Here is a 16,418-nt window from a genome sequence, read left to right as displayed (position 1 = left end):
GTTCGGGCTGGGCGGGGCGACGGGCGCGGGCCCGGCGGTTGTTCAGCAGCGCGCGCCCCGCCTCGCCGGACACGTCGCGGATCGCATCGGCCAGCAGGTTGCTGCCCCATACCGTCGCCATGATCAGGGCGGCGGGAACGACCGGAGCCCACGGCTGGTAGGACAGGTAGCCGAGGTCGGAGGCGAGCAGGCCCCCCCAGGTCGGCGCCGGCGGCTGCACGCCGATGCCGAGGAAGCTCAGGCTGGAGACGACGACGAAGCCGATACCGATGGTCTGGGCCAGTGCCACCGCGACGGGCGGCAGCACCTTTCCCCACACGTGGCGGCGGGCGATCCGGCCGATCGAGGCGCCGGAGATCAGTGCCGCCTCGACGTACTGCGACCGGGCGACCGTCAGGGTCGCCGCTCGCGCGACCCGGTAAAACAGCGGCGAGACGAGCACGCCGACGGTGAACATCGCCTGCGGGATCCCGTTGCCGAGCAGCGCGGTGACGGCCACGGCGTAGATGAGGAACGGCAGTGCGATGAGCGTGTCGGCGATCCGCAGGGTGAACCACTCGAACACCCGGCCGAAGTACACCGACAGGATGCCCGGGACGACGCCGACGGCCAGCGCTATCAGCGCGACCTCGACCGAGCCGAGCACGCTGGTGCGTGACCCGGCGAGCAGCCGGCTGAAGACGTCCCGGCCGAGGTAGTCCGTCCCGAGCCAGTGCTCCCAGGAGGGGCCGGCCAGGGTCAGTGCACTCGTCCCCAGCGGGTTGTGCGGAGCCAGGGTCGGGCCGAGGATCGCCAGCAGGACGATCACGGACAGGATGCCGACGGCGAGCCGGCCGGTCGGCAGCGCCAGGACGCGACGGACCATGTCACACCCCCCGCTGTGAGGCCGGGGTGACCCGGCCCAGGACGACGTTGACGATCAGGTTGAAGGTGACGACCAGCACAATCGAGACGACGAGCACGCCCTGGACCGCCGGCACGTCCCCGGCCTGCGCGGAGTCGTTGGCGAACCGGCCGAAGCCCTGCAGCCCGAAGATCCACTCGGTGACCACGGAGCCGCCGATGAGCGTGGGGAACCGCCAGCCCAGCACGCTCAGGGCCGGCCCCACTCCGTTGCGCAGCACGTGCCGGAAGAAGATCCGCCGCGGGCTGAGCCCGCGCACGATCGCCCCGGTCACGTAGTTCTCCTGGTAGGAGGCGATGAGGCCGGAACGAAGCTGGCGGGCGACGTCGGCCATCGGGTCGAGGCTGAGCGCCAGCGCCGGCAGCAGGATGTGGGTGAACCACGGCCACGTCCCCGCACTCGCCGGCACGTAGCCGGCGGCCGGCAGCCAGCCGAGCCCGACGGCGAAGACCGTCACCAGGACGATGCCGACCACGAAGGGCGGCATCACCGAGAAGACCGTCAGGAAGCCCGTGATCGCCCGGTCGATCCAGGTCGTGCGGCGCACCGCCGCCAGGGTGCCGAGCCCGAAGCCGAAGAGCACGCCGATGACCAGTGCCAGCGTCACCACCGACAGGCTGATGGCCAGGCCGTTGCTGATCAGCTCGGAGATGTTCGTGCCGTTGGACCAGCTCGCGCCGAGCTGGCCGTGCAGGATGTCGGTGAACCAGCTCCAGTACTGGGCGAGGAACGGGCGGTCCAGGCCCCACTGGTGCTCGATGCGGGCGACCGCGTCCGGGGTGGCGCTCTCCCCGAGCTGGATGCTGGCGGGGCTCAGGCCACTGATCGCCCGCAGGGCGAAGGTCAGGAAGGTCGCCACCAGGAAGACCGGGACGAAGATCGCGACCGAACGGGCGAGGGTGACCAGGACGCGGCCGGCGGCCCGCCGCGCCCTGGCGGCGGCGAGCGCTGCGCCCGGGTCGGCAACGACCGCGTGGTCAGCCGTGCTCACCGCCATGGGTTGCCTCCTGTCTCTTCAGGCCGGATGGGCGTGGGTGGGCATGGGATGAGCGCCGCGGGTCGGCGCAGGTGCGGTCGGGGTGGGCCGGATCAGTCGCCGATGGTCACACCGGTCCAGTCGATGTGGGCCGGGTTGGCGGGCAACGCGGAGATCGCCTTGCTCTTGGCGAACAGGTTCGGGCTGGAGTAGTCGAAGACGAGCGCCTTGCTCTGCAGGCCCGCGCGGGTGGCCGCCTGCAGGACCTGCGGGTAGTCCGGTGCGTCCAGCGGCGTCTGGCGGACCTTGGCGATCGCGGCCTCGAAGCCTTCCGGCTCGTACGGCGAGCTGAGGTTCAGCGGACCGTCCGGGCCGAAGTGCGCCGTGAGCGTCTGGACGGCCGAGTCACGACCGGTCGTGCCGTACAGCGAGAACGTCAGATCCTTGGCGAAGAAGGGCGTCGCCCAGTTCTTGTTGATCTTGATGGTGACGGTGATCCCGATCGCCGCGAGCTGCGACTGCACGATCTCCGCCGCCGGGTCCTCCTTCGGGATGACCAGGTCCAGCTTGATCTGGCCCGACTTGAAGCCGGCCTGCTCGAGCAGTTGCTTCGCCTTCGCGGGGTCGTACGGGTACAGGTTCGCCGACTTCTCGTCGTAGGCGACGTAACCCGGCGGGAAGGGCTGGTTGGTCGGCTTGCCGTACCCGAAGGTGAGCTTGTCGACGAACTCCTGCCGGTTGGTGGCGTAGCGGACCGCGTCGACGACCTTGGGGTTGTCGAACGGCGCCTTGTTGATGTTCAGGCTGATGTTCGAGGCGTTGAAGCCCGGCTGCACGAAGACGTCGAGACCGGCCGCCTTGGCGGCCTTCGCCTGGCTCGGGGCGAGGTCGGCGAAGTTGTAGACGCCCGTCTGCAGACCGGAGACGACCGTCGACACGTCGGGTGCCGAGACCAGCTGCACGTTGTCGATGTGGATGTTCTTGGCGTCCCAGTAGTTCGGGTTCTTCTTGAGCACGACCTTCGTGCCCGGAATCAGCTGCGTGACGATGAACGGTCCGGCGCCGACCGGGTTCTGGTCGAGCTTCGCCGGGTCCGCCGCGGCCTTGGGACTGGCGATCTGCAGCACGCGCTCACCGAGCAGCAGCGGGATCTGGTGATCGACCTGGGTGAGGTGGACGACCACGTCCAGGTCGCCGCCGGTCGTGACCGACTTGATCGAGGTGAGGTCACCGAACAGCGCCGAGTTCTTCTGCGTCTTGGCCCGGTCGATGGCGTTCTTGACCGCCGCGGCGTTGACCGGAGTGCCGTCGCTGAACGTCAGGTTCGGCCGCAGATGGAACGTGATCTCGTCGCCGGTCCCGTTGTAGACCCAGCTCTGTGCCAGATCCGGGACGGCGTTGCCCTTCGCGTCCGTCTTCGTCAGTGCCGCGTAGGGCAGGGCGAGGATGCGGAACTGGGCACCGCTACCCCCGACCACCGGATCCCAGTGCGTCGGGAAGAAGGAGGAGGCCCATTTGAGAGTGGTCGATTTGCCGCCACCGCCTCCGCCGCCGGCGGCCGCGGTGCCGGAGCCGGAGCCGGAGCCGCAGGCGCTGAGGACGAGGGCCGCGAGGGCCACCAGGGCCCCGAGGACGGCGCCGCGTCTCGTGCGGCGGGCGGACGGCAGATGTTGCGCGGAGGTCATTGGCTTCTTTCTCTGTTCGGATCTCGACGGGAATGTTGCGTGGTTCAGGGGACGAGCACCGGGGCCGTACTGTCGGCCACCGCCTCGCCGGTGGACTGCTCCTGGCCGGTGGACTGCTCCTCGCGGCGTCGGGCCGCCGTGTACCGGTTCTCGGGAATCGGCAGGCCGAGGTTGCCGCGCAGCGTGGTCGCCTCGTATTCGGCGCGGACGACGCCTCGTTCGCGCAGGATCGGCAGCACCTGATCGGTGAAGCGCGCGAACTCGCTCGGCACGTTCACGGTGATGTTGATGCCGTCGAAGCCGCCGCCTTCGAACCAGCGCGCAATCTCGTTCGCGACGGTCAGGGGCGATCCGACGAAGGGCGAGCGGCGGGCCTGCAGCTGACGCTCGACCACCTGGCGCAGCGTGAGATTGTTCTCCCGCGCCAGCGTGGTGATGGCGTCCGCGTGGGTGCGGAAGCTGCGCTCGGCGATCTCCCCCACCTCGGGGAACGGCGCATCCAAGTCGTACTGCGAGAAGTCGTGCCAGCCGAAGGGCCGGCCGAGCTCGGCCAGGGCCCGCTCGAAGCTGCCCTCCCCGACGATCGCATCCTCCTTGGCACGGGCCTGCTCATCGGTGTCGGCGATGATCGGGAAAATCCCGGGGACGATGAGCAGGTTTTCCGGGTCGCGCCCCTTGGCCGCCGCCCGGGCCCGCAGCTCGGTACGGAATGCCTGCGCCTGCTCGAGCGTCTGCGAGTGGGTGAAGATTGCGTCGGCGATACTCGCGCCGAGGTCGCGCCCTTCCTCCGAGTCGCCCGCCTGGAAGATGACCGGCTGCCCCTGGGGAGTGCGCTCCAGGTTCAGTGGTCCGACCACGGAGAAGAATTCGCCCTTGTGATTGAGCGCATGCTGACGGCTGCGGTCGAAGAACTGGCCGCGCTGCTTGTCGCGGGGGAAGGCGTCCGCCTCGTAGGAGTCCCAGAGCGCCTGTGCCACCCCCACGTGTTCGAACGCGCGCCCGTAACGGGTCGGATAGTCGTAGTGCTCGTCGCGGCTGTAGTTGCCCGCCGTTCCGGAGTCGCCACTGGTGACGACGTTCCAGCCGGCGCGGCCGCCGCTGATGTGGTCGAGGGAGGCAAGGCGGCGGGCGACGTTGAAGGGCTCGTTGTAGGACGTCGTGATCGTCCCGACCAGGCCGATGTGGTGGGTGTGAACGGCGATAGCGGACAGTAGCGTCAACGGCTCGAGCCGGCTGAGGTAGTGGTTCGGGGAGTCCGCGGTGATGAACTGGCTGTCCACGATGAAGACGTGATCGAACTTTGCGGCCTCCGCCTCCTGGGCGCGGGCGATGTACCAGCGGACGTCCACGCTGGCGTCACCCGGGAGCTCGGGGCTCAGCCACGTGTTGTGCTGCCCCGGACCGCCGACGCCGATGAGGACGGCGCCCAGTTTGAGCGTGCGAACAGACATGGTGGGACCTTCCCGAGCTGGGGACGGAACGCGCATGACGACAGCGGCGTCCATCGGGACGAATCCGGTTCCGGTTACGGCTCCGGTTACGACGTAATGGGCGCGCTCAAGCACGCGGAAAAGGGAGGGAGATACCTACGTCGCGTCGCGACGGGCGACGGCTTTGGCTGCGGCTGCGCAGCGACCGGTCAGGTCAGCGACAGAGCGCTGCCTGGCCACGGGCAAGATCGAGCCAACGGCAACACGTGAGCAACACGGCCGTCGACTGGGTCATGTCGATGAGCATGCTGGTCCGGCGTCAAAATGTCCAACGACGCTTCGTTATGGCGATCAATCGCGTTCGGTTATGAATGTCCAGTACCCTGACCGACATGCGACGAGTACTGGACATCGCCCCGCTGCGCAGCTTCGTCGCTGTCGCGGAGTGTGGCGGCTTCCAGCGGGCCGCGACGTCACTGCACCTGAGCCAGGCGGCGGTGAGCCAGCACGTGCGCCGGTTGGAGTCCGCCACGGAGCGCGCGCTGATCGAACGCCAGGGACGCGGCTCCCGGCTGACCCCCGACGGCGAGCACCTGCTCCGCCAGGCCCGGCGGATCCTGGCCATCCACGACGAGACCCTGCACGGTTTCGGCATGGAGACCGAGCAGACGGTCGTGATCGGCTCGACGGAGCATGCCGCGGCGCAGCTGCTGCCCTTCCTCGCCGCGGCGCTGGAGCAGTCCCTGCCCGGCTATCGCATCCGCTTCCGCATCGACCGCGGCACCACCCTGCGCGAAGGGCTGGACGCGGGGCGGATCGATCTGGCGTTGCTGCTCGGCCCGCCCAACGACCTGCGCGCGACGCCGGTCGGTGAGCTGGAGCTGACCTGGTATTCCTCCCCCATGTGGCGGCGGCCGGCGGCGGCGCAGCCGGTGCCCGTGGTCGCCTTCGACCATCCCTGCGCGCTGCGCACCTGCGCGCTGGAGGCATTGTCCTCGCAGGCGATCCCCGCGGTGATCGGCGCGGAGGCGATCCAGCTCGCCGGCGTCCAGGCGGCCGTGGGCGCCGGCCTGGGGGTCGCGTTGATGGCCACCATGGGGCAGACGCCCGAGGGACTCGCGGCGCGCGACGACCTGCCGAAACCCGCGCCGCTGCCGCTCGCGGTCTGGTCCCGGCACGGCCTGGCCACGATCATTTCGGAGCGGGTCGCGGCGGCGTTGGGGCGGCTGCTCGCCGAGCCGGCGGCGGCGGAGACGGAGACGGTCGTCGAGAGCCTCCAGCTCGTCAGGAGAGCCTGAAACTCCCTGTACCGTGCCGCGGTGCCGACGTGCCGCGGTGCCGATGCCCGGTGGCCGCCGCCCCGGCCCGCTCAGACGTGCGGGAGCACCTCGGCGGCGATCAGGTCGAGGTGGTCGAGGTCGTCCAGGTCGAGGACCTGAAGGTAGATCCGGCTGGCCCCGGCGCCGTCGGGGCCGAAGGTCGCGAGCTTGGCCAGGATCTCCTCGGGAGTGCCGGTGAAGCCGTTGGCGCGCAGCTCGTCGACCTCCCGGCCGATGCGTTCGGCCCGCCGGGCGAGGTCAGTGTCCGACTTCGCGCAGACGACAACGTTCGCCGTGGAGTAGACGAGGCCCGCCGGATCCCGCCCGGCCGCCGCGGCCACCTCCCGGACTCGGGCGAACCGCCGCCCGACCACCTCGGCGGGGGCGAAGGCGGCGTTGAACTCGGCCGCGTAGGCGACGGCGAGCTGCGGGGTGCGCCGCGGCCCGGCTCCCCCGATGATGATCGGCGGCCGGGGCCGCTGCGCCGGCTTCGGCAGCGCCGGGCTGTCGGCGAGCTGGTAGTACCGGCCGTCGTGGGAGAAGGTCTCGCCGGGTGGGGTTCCCCACAGCCCGGTGATGATCGCAAGCTGCTCGGTCAGCCGGTCGAACCGCTCCTCGACCGAGGGAAACGGGATGCCGTAGGCGGTGTGTTCCGCCTCGAACCATCCGGCGCCGAGGCCCAGCTCCACGCGGCCGCCGCTCATCGCGTCCACCTGCGCGACGGCGATGGCCAGCGGCCCGGGCAACCGGAAGGTCGCGGAGGTGACGAGGGTGCCCAGCCGAATCCGCGAGGTCTCGCGGGCCAGGGCCGCCAGCGTCACCCAGGAGTCCGAGGGGCCCGGCGACGGATCACCCGGCCCCATCCGCAGGTAGTGGTCGGAACGGAAGAATCCGTCGAAGCCGGCGTCCTCGGCGGCCCTCGCCACGGCGAGCTGCCGCTCGTAGGAGGCGCCTTGCTGAGGCTCGATGAAGATACGCAGGTCCATCCGTCCACCCTGGCAAACGGCCGCCCGATCCGCGCGGCGGCCCCCCGGGCCGGGAGGTGGGGTCGAGCTCGGGCGGGCGGCCCAACGCCGGTAGGATGATCGTCAAGGCATTTCCGGCGCTGCGGCGGGACGTGACGAGGGCGAGGAGGTGGCACCATGGCGGTCCTGGACGACCAGGACGACGAGCGAGAACTGATCATGAACGCCGCCTACCGGTGCCTGCTCGCGAGCGAAGGCGTCTCCGTGTCGATCACCGACATCCTGCACGCCGCCGGCCTGTCGACGCGCGCCTTCTACCGCCACTTCGCGTCCAAGGACAGCCTGTTGCTGGCGCTGTTCCGCCGCGACTGCGAGCGCGTCACCGCCGAGCTGACCTCGTCGATCACCGCGGCCGCGACCGCCCGCGAGGCGTTGCACCGCTGGATCGACGGCGTGCTGCACCTGATGTCGACGCAGCCCCGCCGCCGCCGCGCGCTGATCCTGAGCTCCGAGGAGACCCGCCGGGCCCGCGGTTTCGCCGCGGAACGGGAGCGGTTCCAGACCACGCAGGAAGAGGCCCTCGCGGCGATCCTGCGCCGAGGCGTCGAGGATGGTTCCTTCCCCTGGGCGGACCCGCGGGCCGACGCCGAGCAGATCCAGGCGGTTCTCGGCCGGGCCCTGGACCGCCAGCTCCTGTGCCCGTCGGCCGACGGCACCGACGGCACCGACGGCACCGACGAGACGGCGGACCGGGTTACCGACTTCGTCTTCCGGGCCCTCGGCGCGTCCGGCGGCGCCACCGCCGCCTGATCCCCGCCGCCACCGCCGCCTCAACCGCCGACGACGTGGCGCGCGCAGATCCTTGATCTCTCCGTCAGCATGACAGTTGTCATGGCGGGACGGTGACGGTGATGACTGGGGCGGCCGGCCGCGAACCGGGACCCTCGGACCATGACGAGAACCCCCTCGCCGCCCGGATCGGCGTTCCGGGCCGGCGCCGAGTCCGACCCGACGCCGCCGCACAGCGTGCACCTGGTCGGCGTCCGCAAGCGGTACGGCAGCGTGCAGGCCGTCGACGGCGTCGACCTGGCGATCGCGCCCGGCGAAGTGGTCGCCCTGCTCGGGCCGAACGGCGCCGGCAAGTCGACCACGATCGACATGCTGCTCGGCCTGACCCGCCCGGACTCCGGCACTGTGCGACTGTTCGGCCGCGCCCCGCGCCAGGCCTGCACCGCCGGGCTGGTCGGCGCGATGCTGCAGAACGGCGGGCTGCTGCCCGAGATCACCGTGGGGAAGATGCTGACGGCGGTGCGCGCCCTCTATCCCCACGCGCTGCCGACCGCCGAGGTGCTGGCCCGCGCCGGCATCGGCGATCTCGCCGACGCCCGCACCGACCGGCTCTCCGGCGGGCAGCGCCAGCGGGTCCGCTTCGCCCTCGCCCTGCTCCCCGACCCGGACCTCATCGTCCTCGACGAGCCGACGGCCGCGATGGACGTGGAGAGCCGCCGGGCGTTCTGGGCGGCGATGCGGGCCTGGGCGGCCGGCGGACGCACTGTCCTGTTCGCCACCCACTACCTGGAGGAGGCCGACGCCTTCGCCGACCGGATCGTCCTGCTGCGCCGCGGCCGCGTCATCGCCGACGGCCCGACCACCGAGGTCAAGGCCCTCGTCGGCGGCCGGACGATCCGGGCCACGCTGCGTGGGCTCGACGACGCCGGGCTCGCCGGGCTCGGCCGGCTGCCGGGCGTGGCGCGGGTCGAGAGCCGCGGCGAATCGATCACCCTGACCTGCCCCGACAGCGATGCGGCCCTGCGTGCCCTGCTCGCCGCCCACCCGGCGGCCGAGGATATCGAGGTCGTCGGCGCCGGCCTGGAAGACGCCTTCATCGCCCTGACCAGCGACGACGTAGCCACCACCGGCGCCGCCGCGGGCCGTGAGGAGACCTCGGCATGACCACCAGCCCCGCAGCCAGCCCCGCAGCCGTGCCCACCGCCGATGCCCCGATCACCGCGGTCCCGATCACCGGCGCGGCGGTCACGTACCTGCGCTACGTCCGGTCCGAGGTCAGCCGGGTCTGGCGCAATACCCGCCTGCTGATCTTCAGTCTCGCCCTACCGATCATCCTGTTCGGCGCGTTCAGCTCCTCGGGCGCCGACGACCGGCTGGGCGACCTCACCGTCGCCCCCTACATCATGATCAGCATGGCGTCGTTCGGGGCGATGAACGCCGTCCTCGGCACCGCCGGGCGGATCGCGACCGAACGCTCCATCGGCTGGAACCGGCAGCTTCGGCTGACCGCCCTGACCGGCCCGCAGTACGTGCTGGGCAAGGTGACCACCGGTTTCACCCTGGCCGTGCTGCCGATCGTCGCCGTGTTCGCGGCCGGCGACGCGATGCGCGGGGTCCGCCTGTCGGCCGGGACGTACCTCGGCGCGGGGGCGTCGATCCTGCTCGGCCTGGTGCCGCTCGCGGCGTTCGCGATCTGGCTCGGCTACCTGGTGCGCCCGGAGAACATGCAGGCGATCACCGGCGGGGTGTTCAGCCTGCTGGCCCTGGCCGGCGGGATCTGGGTGCCGGTGGAGAACTTCCCGGGCTGGCTCGCCGATATCGTGAAGCTGCTGCCCATGTACTGGTCGGCCCAGGCCGGCCGGGCGGTGCTCGCCGGCGGCTGGGTCGGCGGCCGCGGCCTGGCCACCCTGGCGGTGTGGACGGTCGTCCTCGGCGCCGTCGCCGGCCGCGCCTACCTGCGCGACCAGCTCCGCACCTGACGGGGAGGCGTTGACAATGCCCGAGCGGATGGCCGACACCGGCGCGGGCGGTACGTCCGCGCCGGGGGTGCTGCGCCGCTGGCTGTTGCAGCCGGCGCTGCCGCATCCGGTGCTGCCGGATCAGCGGAGCCGTGTCGGCATGGACCCGTGGCGGTGGCGTCGGGTCGCCAGCGTGTTCCTGATCTATCTCGGTTATGCCGTCTCGGACATGTTCGCCCTGCACGACGGCGTCGGCGTCATCGTGTTCGGCTTCGGCGTGCTCGTCGCGTTCAGCCTGCTCTACCTGTGGGCCATCCCGCTGATCGCCTTCCATGGCCGACGCGAGCTGCGGGTGCCGGTGCTGGTCGCCATGGCGGCCTGCATCGCCGCGTACCTGCCGCTCGTCGGCGGCGGCGGCCTGGTGATGACGACTTACCTGGCCGTGGCGCTGGTCCTGCTGCTTCGCCCGATCGTCTCCCTCCCGCTGATCCTCGCGATCGCCGCCGTGGACACCTGGCTGCCCGAACGGATCGGCTGGTGGCAGACGCACGGCGAGCAGTGGTCGCTGTCCGGGCCGGTGCTGTTCGTCGCGTTGACCATGTTCGGGATCCGCGCCGGTGCGCGTAACCAGGTCGAGCTGTCCCGCGCCCATCGGGAGATCGAACGGCTGGCCAAGGAGCAGGAGCGGCTGCGCATCGCCCGCGACCTGCACGACCTGCTCGGCCACGCGCTCACCACGATCACGGTGAAGGCGGAGCTCGCCTCGAAGCTCGCAGGCCGGGATCCGGCACGCGCCGCCGTCGAGATGGCCGAGGTCGCCGCCCTCGGCCGGCAGAGTCTGGCCGACGTGCGGGCCACGGTCGCCGGCTACCGGGAGGTCAGCCTGGTCACCGAGCTCGCCGCGGCGCGCCAGGTGCTCGCCGCGGCGGGGATCCGTGCCGAACTGCCCGGTTCCGTCGACGGGGTGCCGGGGGCCCTGCGGGAGCTGTTCGGCTGGGTGCTCCGCGAGGGGGTGGTGAACGCGGTACGCCACAGCGGCGCGAGCCATCTGCGGGTCACCGTCGACGAACGCGGCATCGAAGTGGTCGACGACGGCACCGGCCCGCGCTGGAGCAGCACGCCTGGGAGCAGCTCGCCCGGCGTCGGTCCGCACGGCGCGGCCCCGAACGACGGCGGTGGGCGTGGGGGCGCCGGGCTGGCGGGACTCTCGGAGCGGGTCGCGGCGTTCGACGGCCGGCTCGAGGCCGGGCCCGCGACCGTGGGCGCCGAGACACCCGGCTTCCGGCTGCGCGTCGTCGTCCCGCCGCAGACGCCGACCCCGGCCAGCGCCTCGCCGCCGGCCCCGGCGGCGAGGACTCTGCTGCCGGCCGCCGGCATGGACGGCGCGCAGACGGGCCCAGGAGAGACACCGCGATGATCAGAGTCCTGCTCGCCGACGACCAGCATCTCGTCCGAGGCGCGCTCGCCGCGCTGCTCTCCCTGGAGGACGACATCGAGGTCGTCGGGCAGGTCGGCCGCGGCGACGAGGTCGTGGCCCAGGTCGGCGCGCTGCACCCGGACGTCGTGCTGATGGACGTGGAGATGCCCGGCATCGACGGCCTGGCCGCCGCCGCGGCGGTGCGCGCCACCGCGCCGGCAACCCGGGTCCTGATCGTGACCACCTTCGGCCGCACCGGCTACCTGCGCCGGGCGATGGAGGCCGGCGCGCTCGGCTTCGTCGTCAAGGACGCTCCCGCCGAGGCCCTCGCCGACGCGATCCGCCGGGTCGCCCGCGGGGAACGGGTCGTCGACCCCACCCTCGCCGCCGCCACCCTCGCCGGCGGAGCGAGCCCGCTGACCGGCCGGGAACGTGACGTCCTCGTCGCCGCCCGCGACGGCGCGACCGTCGCCGACATCGCCGGCCGGCTGTTCCTCTCCGAGGGCACCGTGCGCAACTACCTGTCATCCGTGATCGCGAAGACCGGCACCCGCAACCGGATGGAGGCCCTGCGCGTCGCCGAGGACGCCGGCTGGCTGTGACCGTCTCAACGGAGCCGGGACGGCGGTCCCGGCCGCGCCGATCCGAAGGCGGACGACGGCCGTGCTGCTCGCCGAGGACCTGCTGCTGCTCGCCGACGTCCACGCCGTGCTCGGCACCGCCCGCGGGCGGCGGGCGGTCGATCAGCTCTACCGGTTGGACTCCGCGATCGGCGGGGGCTGGTCACGGGTCGTCGACGGGCTGGTCGACGCCGGCGTGGTCGGCCGCCACCGTGCTCGCCCTGTCCGGGCCGTCCCGCCTGCTGGAGGTCGTCGCCCCCGCGCGCGCCGACCGCCGCCACGCCAAGGCGCGCATCGCGGACGCGACGGAACAGACCCCGATCGCCCCGATCGTGCGCAAGGTCATCGAAATTGCGCAGCATGGGGCCGCCGCTGCCGCCGGGACCGCCATCACCATCGCCAGCGTGGTATCCGGCTGACCGGGCGGGCCGGGCGGGCCGGCGGTTCGCCTCGCTCCCACCCCGCGACGCCATGCGCACCCGTCCGGAACGGACCACACGTCGCACGCTGAAAGCCTCCACCCACACTGACAGTTCAACCTACGGGAGTTCCCCGCCTGGTTCACCGGCGCCGCGTTCGCCGCGGTCGCCATCGGCGCGCTGGTCCCTGCGGCGATCATGTCGATTGCGGCGGCGAACCTGTTCACCCGCACGGTCTACGTCGGGTACCTGCGGCCGGGCGCGACCGCGGCCGAGGAGGCACGCGTGTCGAAGGTCGCCTCGCTGCTGGTCAAGGCCGGTGCGCTGGTCTTCGTCCTCGGGTTCGACACCCAGAACTCCATCAACCTGCAGCTGCTCGGCGGGGTGTGGATCCTGCAGACGTTCCCGTCGGTGGTGCTCGCCCTGTGGCGGCCGCGGCTGCACCGGTGGGCGCTGCTGCGGGCCGTGGGCGTCCCGAACGGGCCCGACGCCACCGCGGCCGGGCCGGTCACTCTCGTGCCCGAGCAGGCCCGTCAGCCGGTGGCAATCGGCGGCACGGCGTCGTCGTAGGTGCTGATCTCGATCAGGTTGTCATCCGGGTCGCCGAGGTAGCAGCTGGTAATCGACCCGGTGGCGCCCGTGCGGCCAACCGGCCCTTCCTCTGTTCCTGCTGGCCGAAGGCCAGCGCCCGCCGGCCACCGCGGAACGTCACCGGCGTCATGCCCGGGACGCGCGTGTACCAGTCGGTGGTGCGGTCGATGCCGGCCACGGTCAGCACGAGATGATCGATACGGTCGATGTGCATGTTGCCCGCCTTCGGTGTTGTCTGAGCTATCAGGCTCCAGCACGAGCCGGTGAGCGGGTCCACCGATCGGTCCTCCAGACCGCCGAAGCCGCGGTGCGCGCGGACTTCGCACATCATCCGTGTCAAGCCTGCTTGCCGCCGCCTGCGGAGAGGACAGCCATGTCGCTGCTCGACGATGCCCGCTCCATGTCGGACGACCTCGTGCTCCTGCGGCGCCACCTGCACCGGGAACCGGAGATCGGCCTGGACCTGCCGCGTACCCAGGAACGGGTGCTCGCCGCCCTCGCCGGGCTCCCGCTGGAGATCACCACCGGCCGCGGCGCGACCTCGGTGACGGCGGTCCTGCGCGGCACCGCACCCGCGCCCAGTGCCACGCTCCACCCGGATCCCGCGGCGGCGGCGAACGCGCGCCCGCCGGCGGTGCTGCTGCGCGGGGACATGGACGCGCTGGCCGTGCAGGAACGCACCGGCCTCGACCACGCGTCCACCATCGAGGGCGTCATGCACGCCTGCGGCCATGACCTGCACACGGCGATGCTGGTCGGCGCTGCCCACCTGCTCAGCGCGCACCGCGACCGGCTGCCCGGCGACGTCGTGTTCATGTTCCAGCCCGGAGAGGAGGGCTGGGAGGGCGCCCAGCAGATGATCGACGAGGGCGTGCTCGACGCCTCCGGGCGCCGGGTGTCCGCGGCCTACGGGCTGCACGTGTTCTCCGGGGAGCTGCCCCGCGCGCAGTTCTGCGGCCGGGTCGGCGCGATCACCTCGGCGTCGGCGATGCTGGGCGTCACCGTGCGCGGCGAGGGCGGGCACGGCTCGATGCCGCACCGCGCCCACGACCCGGTCACCGCCGCCGCCGAGATGGTCCTCGCCCTGCAGACGATGGTGACCCGCCAGTTCGACGTGTTCGACCCGGTGGTGCTGACCGTCGGGGTGCTGCGGGCCGGCACCCGGCGGACCGTCATCCCGGACGAGGCGTACTTCGAGGCGACCGTGCGCACCTTCTCCGCGCGCACCGGCGAGCGGATCGAATCGGCCGTGCGCCGGCTGCTCGGCGGGATCGCCGACGGGCACGGCGTCGAGGTGGACATCGGCTTCGTGCCGGAACGGCCGGCGACAGTCAACCACGCCGCCGAGACCGCGCTCGCCGCCCGCGCCGTCGCGGAAACGTTCGGCGAACGCCGTTACACCGAGCTCACGCACCCCCTGGCCTGCTCGGAGGACTTCTCCCGGGTGCTGGCCCTCGTACCCGGCACCTTCGTCGCGATCGGCGCCGGCACCGCCGGCTCGGACCCGCGCACCGCACCGTTCAACCACAGCCCGCGCGCCCGCTTCGACGAGACGGTCCTGCCCGACGGCGCGGCGCTGCACGCCGAGCTCGCCCTGCGGGCCCTCGCCCTCGCCGCCGCCAGCCCGTGATCCGACAGACCTGCGAGACGCCCCGGAATGACGGCCCACCAGACCACGCCCGCCTCCTTGCCCGCGGCGACCGGGGCCGAGTGCTGATCCGTTCGCTGGGCGTCACCGCGGCCTGGCCGGCGGCCGCGCCGTGGAATGCCACGGCCCGTGCCATCATGAGGCGGCGGCATTCGAAGACCATCGGCCGACGGCACCGACCCCGTACAGACGACGAGTACCGACGATGAATGAGGAATACAGATTGAACGATCGGGTGATCTCCGTGGTCCGGGACTATCTGGTCGCGCATCCGAGGGAGGCCGAGAGGCTGGTCCCGCTGCTCGAGCTGGCGACCACCGCGGCGCCGGTCACCGCCCGCACCACCCTGCCAGGCCACGTGACCTGCGGGGCGATCGCCGTGAACACGACCTTTCGCGTTCTACAGGTCCGCCACCGCACCCTCGACCGCTGGCTTTTCCCCGGCGGCCACGTCGACGACACCGATCCCACGCTCGTGGCCACGGCCCTGCGGGAGCTCGCCGAGGAGACCGGCGTTCTCCCCTCGACGGTCCGGCCCCTGCGTACTATTCCGGTGGACATCGACGTCCATTCGATTCCCGAGAATCCGGAGAAGGGCGAACCGGAGCACACGCATTACGATTTCCGGTTTATCTTCCAGATCCTGCGGTCCACCGGTCCGGGCACGGTGGACCTGCGTCACGACGAGGTCACCGACCACCGCTGGATCCCGGTGTCGGATCTGGATGGGCCCACCGGGGCGAGAATCGCCGCCGTGCTGGCAGGCTGACCCGCACCGGCCGAGCACCGCCGAGCGACCGAGCGACCGAGCGACCAGCGCCGGGCGGACTGCGCCGGGCGGACTGCGGCATCGACCCGATGCCGCTGTGAGTACCGGTGGCGGCCCCGAGGAGCCGGGACGGCCGCCGCTGCCCTGACACCGGTGGTGCTGACCGTCAGGAGTGAGGCGGTTATGTGTCCGCCTGCTCGAAAATTTCAGCGGCGGGCCCGAGGGCGGCGTTCCCCCCGACATCGCTGCTCGCTCGATTCGTCAGGATCGCGCTCGCGACAACACCGAAGAGATGATCGGCTCGCGGCGCGAGCGAGGGTTGGTCGCCGAGCCACGCGAGCGCCCCGGCCAGCGCAAACAGGTCAGTGCCATCGATGTCGGCCCGCGCCACCCCCTCGGCCTGAGCGCGGGTGAGGAGCCGCGTGCCTGCCGCGCGCATCGTGACGCACGAAGCATGGAGTGCGGACTCGGTGTCTTCGATGGCGGCCATCATCAGCGCCACAACGCCCCGATACTCCTGTGCGCACGCGACGAAGTCGCGTAGCCACGACACGAGAGCATCCTCGCGCGAGCTCGACGTTTCGAACTCGGCTGCCTGTGCCGTCAGCTCGTCGAAGCCTGTGCGGAGCAGGGCCTCGAGCAACGCCTCCCGCGTCGGGAAGTGACGGTACAGCGTGCCGAGCCCGACGCCTGCTCTGCGGGCGATGTCGCGCAGCGATGCGTCGGCGCCCTGCTCGGTCACGACGGCGCGCGCGACGGCGAGTAGGTGGTCGTAGTTCTTCCTGGCGTCGGCTCGCATATGCCTACCTTGACAATCGGAGCACTGCTCCATATATTTGGAGCAGTGCTCCGTTAAGAGTAACCCGGCAGCCGGGCGCTCCGGGGGTCGACGCCGTTGCCGTCCGGCAGCGATACCGACCGCAACCTC

At 71.8% G+C, this 16,418-nt stretch carries 17 protein-coding genes; 10 read left to right on the top strand and 7 right to left on the bottom strand.

What is annotated here, in order from left to right; translation table 11 throughout:
• The 4 genes from NBZ85_RS01970 to NBZ85_RS01955 form a co-directional block, all read right to left on the bottom strand.
• Positions 1 to 865 (bottom strand): ABC transporter permease (locus tag NBZ85_RS01970; protein ID WP_261561428.1); only part of this gene is annotated, 865 nt, incomplete at its 3' end.
• Between the two features lies 1 nt (position 866).
• Positions 867 to 1,901, bottom strand: coding sequence for an ABC transporter permease (locus NBZ85_RS01965; RefSeq protein WP_261558080.1), 1,035 nt, complete (start codon positions 1,899 to 1,901; stop codon positions 867 to 869).
• A gap of 92 nt (positions 1,902 to 1,993) precedes the next feature.
• Positions 1,994 to 3,565: an ABC transporter substrate-binding protein gene (locus NBZ85_RS01960; RefSeq protein WP_261561427.1), complete on the bottom strand. Its 1,572-nt coding sequence runs from the start codon at positions 3,563 to 3,565 to the stop codon at positions 1,994 to 1,996.
• A 44-nt stretch (positions 3,566 to 3,609) separates the two neighbouring features.
• Positions 3,610 to 5,016, bottom strand: coding sequence for an LLM class flavin-dependent oxidoreductase (locus NBZ85_RS01955; RefSeq protein WP_261558078.1), 1,407 nt, complete (start codon positions 5,014 to 5,016; stop codon positions 3,610 to 3,612).
• 350 nt (positions 5,017 to 5,366) lie between these two features.
• On the opposite strand from NBZ85_RS01955, the gene NBZ85_RS01950 reads away from it, so the two are divergent.
• Positions 5,367 to 6,293 carry a LysR family transcriptional regulator gene (locus NBZ85_RS01950; protein WP_261558077.1) on the top strand — a complete coding sequence of 309 codons (927 nt, stop codon included), beginning with the start codon at positions 5,367 to 5,369 and terminating at the stop codon, positions 6,291 to 6,293.
• Between the two features lie 71 nt (positions 6,294 to 6,364).
• Here NBZ85_RS01950 and NBZ85_RS01945 read toward each other — a convergent pair whose 3' ends face one another.
• Entirely contained in the window at positions 6,365 to 7,300 is a 936-nt protein-coding gene (locus NBZ85_RS01945; protein ID WP_261558076.1) for an LLM class F420-dependent oxidoreductase, read from the bottom strand.
• A gap of 156 nt (positions 7,301 to 7,456) precedes the next feature.
• Between NBZ85_RS01945 and NBZ85_RS01940 the strand changes: the two genes are divergently transcribed.
• The 7 genes from NBZ85_RS01940 to NBZ85_RS01910 all read left to right on the top strand — a co-directional run bounded on the left by NBZ85_RS01940 (position 7,457) and on the right by NBZ85_RS01910 (position 13,052).
• The gene (locus NBZ85_RS01940) at positions 7,457 to 8,089 is read left to right on the top strand and encodes a TetR/AcrR family transcriptional regulator (protein ID WP_261561426.1); all 633 of its coding nucleotides are present in this window, start codon (positions 7,457 to 7,459) and stop codon (positions 8,087 to 8,089) included.
• Between the two features lie 141 nt (positions 8,090 to 8,230).
• Positions 8,231 to 9,232 (top strand): ABC transporter ATP-binding protein, encoded by a 1,002-nt coding sequence (locus NBZ85_RS01935; protein WP_261558074.1) that lies wholly within the window; start codon positions 8,231 to 8,233, stop codon positions 9,230 to 9,232.
• A complete protein-coding gene (locus NBZ85_RS01930; RefSeq protein ID WP_261558073.1) occupies positions 9,229 to 10,047 on the top strand; it encodes an ABC transporter permease in 819 nt (272 codons plus the stop codon). Before NBZ85_RS01935 ends, NBZ85_RS01930 begins: the two co-directional genes overlap by 4 nt.
• A 16-nt stretch (positions 10,048 to 10,063) precedes the next feature.
• Positions 10,064 to 11,443, top strand: coding sequence for a sensor histidine kinase (locus NBZ85_RS01925; RefSeq protein WP_261558072.1), 1,380 nt, complete (start codon positions 10,064 to 10,066; stop codon positions 11,441 to 11,443).
• On the top strand, positions 11,440 to 12,045 hold the full coding sequence (locus NBZ85_RS01920; RefSeq protein ID WP_261558071.1) for a response regulator transcription factor: 606 nt from the start codon (positions 11,440 to 11,442) through the stop codon (positions 12,043 to 12,045). Before NBZ85_RS01925 ends, NBZ85_RS01920 begins: the two co-directional genes overlap by 4 nt.
• 230 nt (positions 12,046 to 12,275) lie before the next feature.
• Complete coding sequence (locus NBZ85_RS01915; RefSeq protein ID WP_261558070.1) at positions 12,276 to 12,482, top strand: hypothetical protein; 207 nt, start codon at positions 12,276 to 12,278, stop codon at positions 12,480 to 12,482.
• Positions 12,483 to 12,680: 198 nt separating this feature from the next.
• Positions 12,681 to 13,052: a hypothetical protein gene (locus tag NBZ85_RS01910; RefSeq protein WP_261557176.1), complete on the top strand. Its 372-nt coding sequence runs from the start codon at positions 12,681 to 12,683 to the stop codon at positions 13,050 to 13,052.
• Positions 13,053 to 13,065: 13 nt separating this feature from the next.
• On the opposite strand, the gene NBZ85_RS01905 is transcribed toward NBZ85_RS01910, so the two are convergent.
• A complete protein-coding gene (locus NBZ85_RS01905; protein ID WP_261557177.1) occupies positions 13,066 to 13,287 on the bottom strand; it encodes a VOC family protein in 222 nt (73 codons plus the stop codon).
• A gap of 159 nt (positions 13,288 to 13,446) precedes the next feature.
• On the opposite strand from NBZ85_RS01905, the gene NBZ85_RS01900 reads away from it, so the two are divergent.
• Positions 13,447 to 14,703, top strand: a complete 1,257-nt coding sequence (locus NBZ85_RS01900) for a M20 metallopeptidase family protein (protein WP_261557178.1) — start codon at positions 13,447 to 13,449, stop codon at positions 14,701 to 14,703.
• Positions 14,704 to 14,944: 241 nt separating this feature from the next.
• Positions 14,945 to 15,490 carry an NUDIX hydrolase gene (locus NBZ85_RS01895; protein ID WP_261557180.1) on the top strand — a complete coding sequence of 182 codons (546 nt, stop codon included), beginning with the start codon at positions 14,945 to 14,947 and terminating at the stop codon, positions 15,488 to 15,490.
• Positions 15,491 to 15,671: 181 nt separating this feature from the next.
• On the opposite strand, the gene NBZ85_RS01890 is transcribed toward NBZ85_RS01895, so the two are convergent.
• Entirely contained in the window at positions 15,672 to 16,289 is a 618-nt protein-coding gene (locus tag NBZ85_RS01890) for a TetR/AcrR family transcriptional regulator (protein ID WP_261557181.1), read from the bottom strand.
• Positions 16,290 to 16,418 lie beyond the last annotated feature (129 nt).

Source organism: Frankia tisae, assembly GCF_025403405.1.
Taxonomy (GTDB): Bacteria; Actinomycetota; Actinomycetes; order Frankiales; family Frankiaceae; genus Frankia; species Frankia tisai.
Note: the sequence above shows the minus strand (reverse complement) of the source record. Positions and strands in the feature narration are given on the sequence as shown.

Coding starts and splice junctions, on each gene's coding strand:
- NBZ85_RS01910 (WP_261557176.1), top strand. CDS start 12,681: ATGTCGATTGCGGCGGCGAACCTGTTCACCCGCACGGTCTACGTCGGG.
- NBZ85_RS01935 (WP_261558074.1), top strand. CDS start 8,231: ATGACGAGAACCCCCTCGCCGCCCGGATCGGCGTTCCGGGCCGGCGCC.
- NBZ85_RS01965 (WP_261558080.1), bottom strand. CDS start 1,901: ATGGCGGTGAGCACGGCTGACCACGCGGTCGTTGCCGACCCGGGCGCA.
- NBZ85_RS01945 (WP_261558076.1), bottom strand. CDS start 7,300: ATGGACCTGCGTATCTTCATCGAGCCTCAGCAAGGCGCCTCCTACGAG.
- NBZ85_RS01900 (WP_261557178.1), top strand. CDS start 13,447: ATGTCGCTGCTCGACGATGCCCGCTCCATGTCGGACGACCTCGTGCTC.
- NBZ85_RS01905 (WP_261557177.1), bottom strand. CDS start 13,287: ATGCACATCGACCGTATCGATCATCTCGTGCTGACCGTGGCCGGCATC.
- NBZ85_RS01930 (WP_261558073.1), top strand. CDS start 9,229: ATGACCACCAGCCCCGCAGCCAGCCCCGCAGCCGTGCCCACCGCCGAT.
- NBZ85_RS01950 (WP_261558077.1), top strand. CDS start 5,367: ATGTCCAGTACCCTGACCGACATGCGACGAGTACTGGACATCGCCCCG.
- NBZ85_RS01960 (WP_261561427.1), bottom strand. CDS start 3,565: ATGACCTCCGCGCAACATCTGCCGTCCGCCCGCCGCACGAGACGCGGC.
- NBZ85_RS01955 (WP_261558078.1), bottom strand. CDS start 5,016: ATGTCTGTTCGCACGCTCAAACTGGGCGCCGTCCTCATCGGCGTCGGC.
- NBZ85_RS01925 (WP_261558072.1), top strand. CDS start 10,064: ATGCCCGAGCGGATGGCCGACACCGGCGCGGGCGGTACGTCCGCGCCG.
- NBZ85_RS01920 (WP_261558071.1), top strand. CDS start 11,440: ATGATCAGAGTCCTGCTCGCCGACGACCAGCATCTCGTCCGAGGCGCG.
- NBZ85_RS01890 (WP_261557181.1), bottom strand. CDS start 16,289: ATGCGAGCCGACGCCAGGAAGAACTACGACCACCTACTCGCCGTCGCG.
- NBZ85_RS01940 (WP_261561426.1), top strand. CDS start 7,457: ATGGCGGTCCTGGACGACCAGGACGACGAGCGAGAACTGATCATGAAC.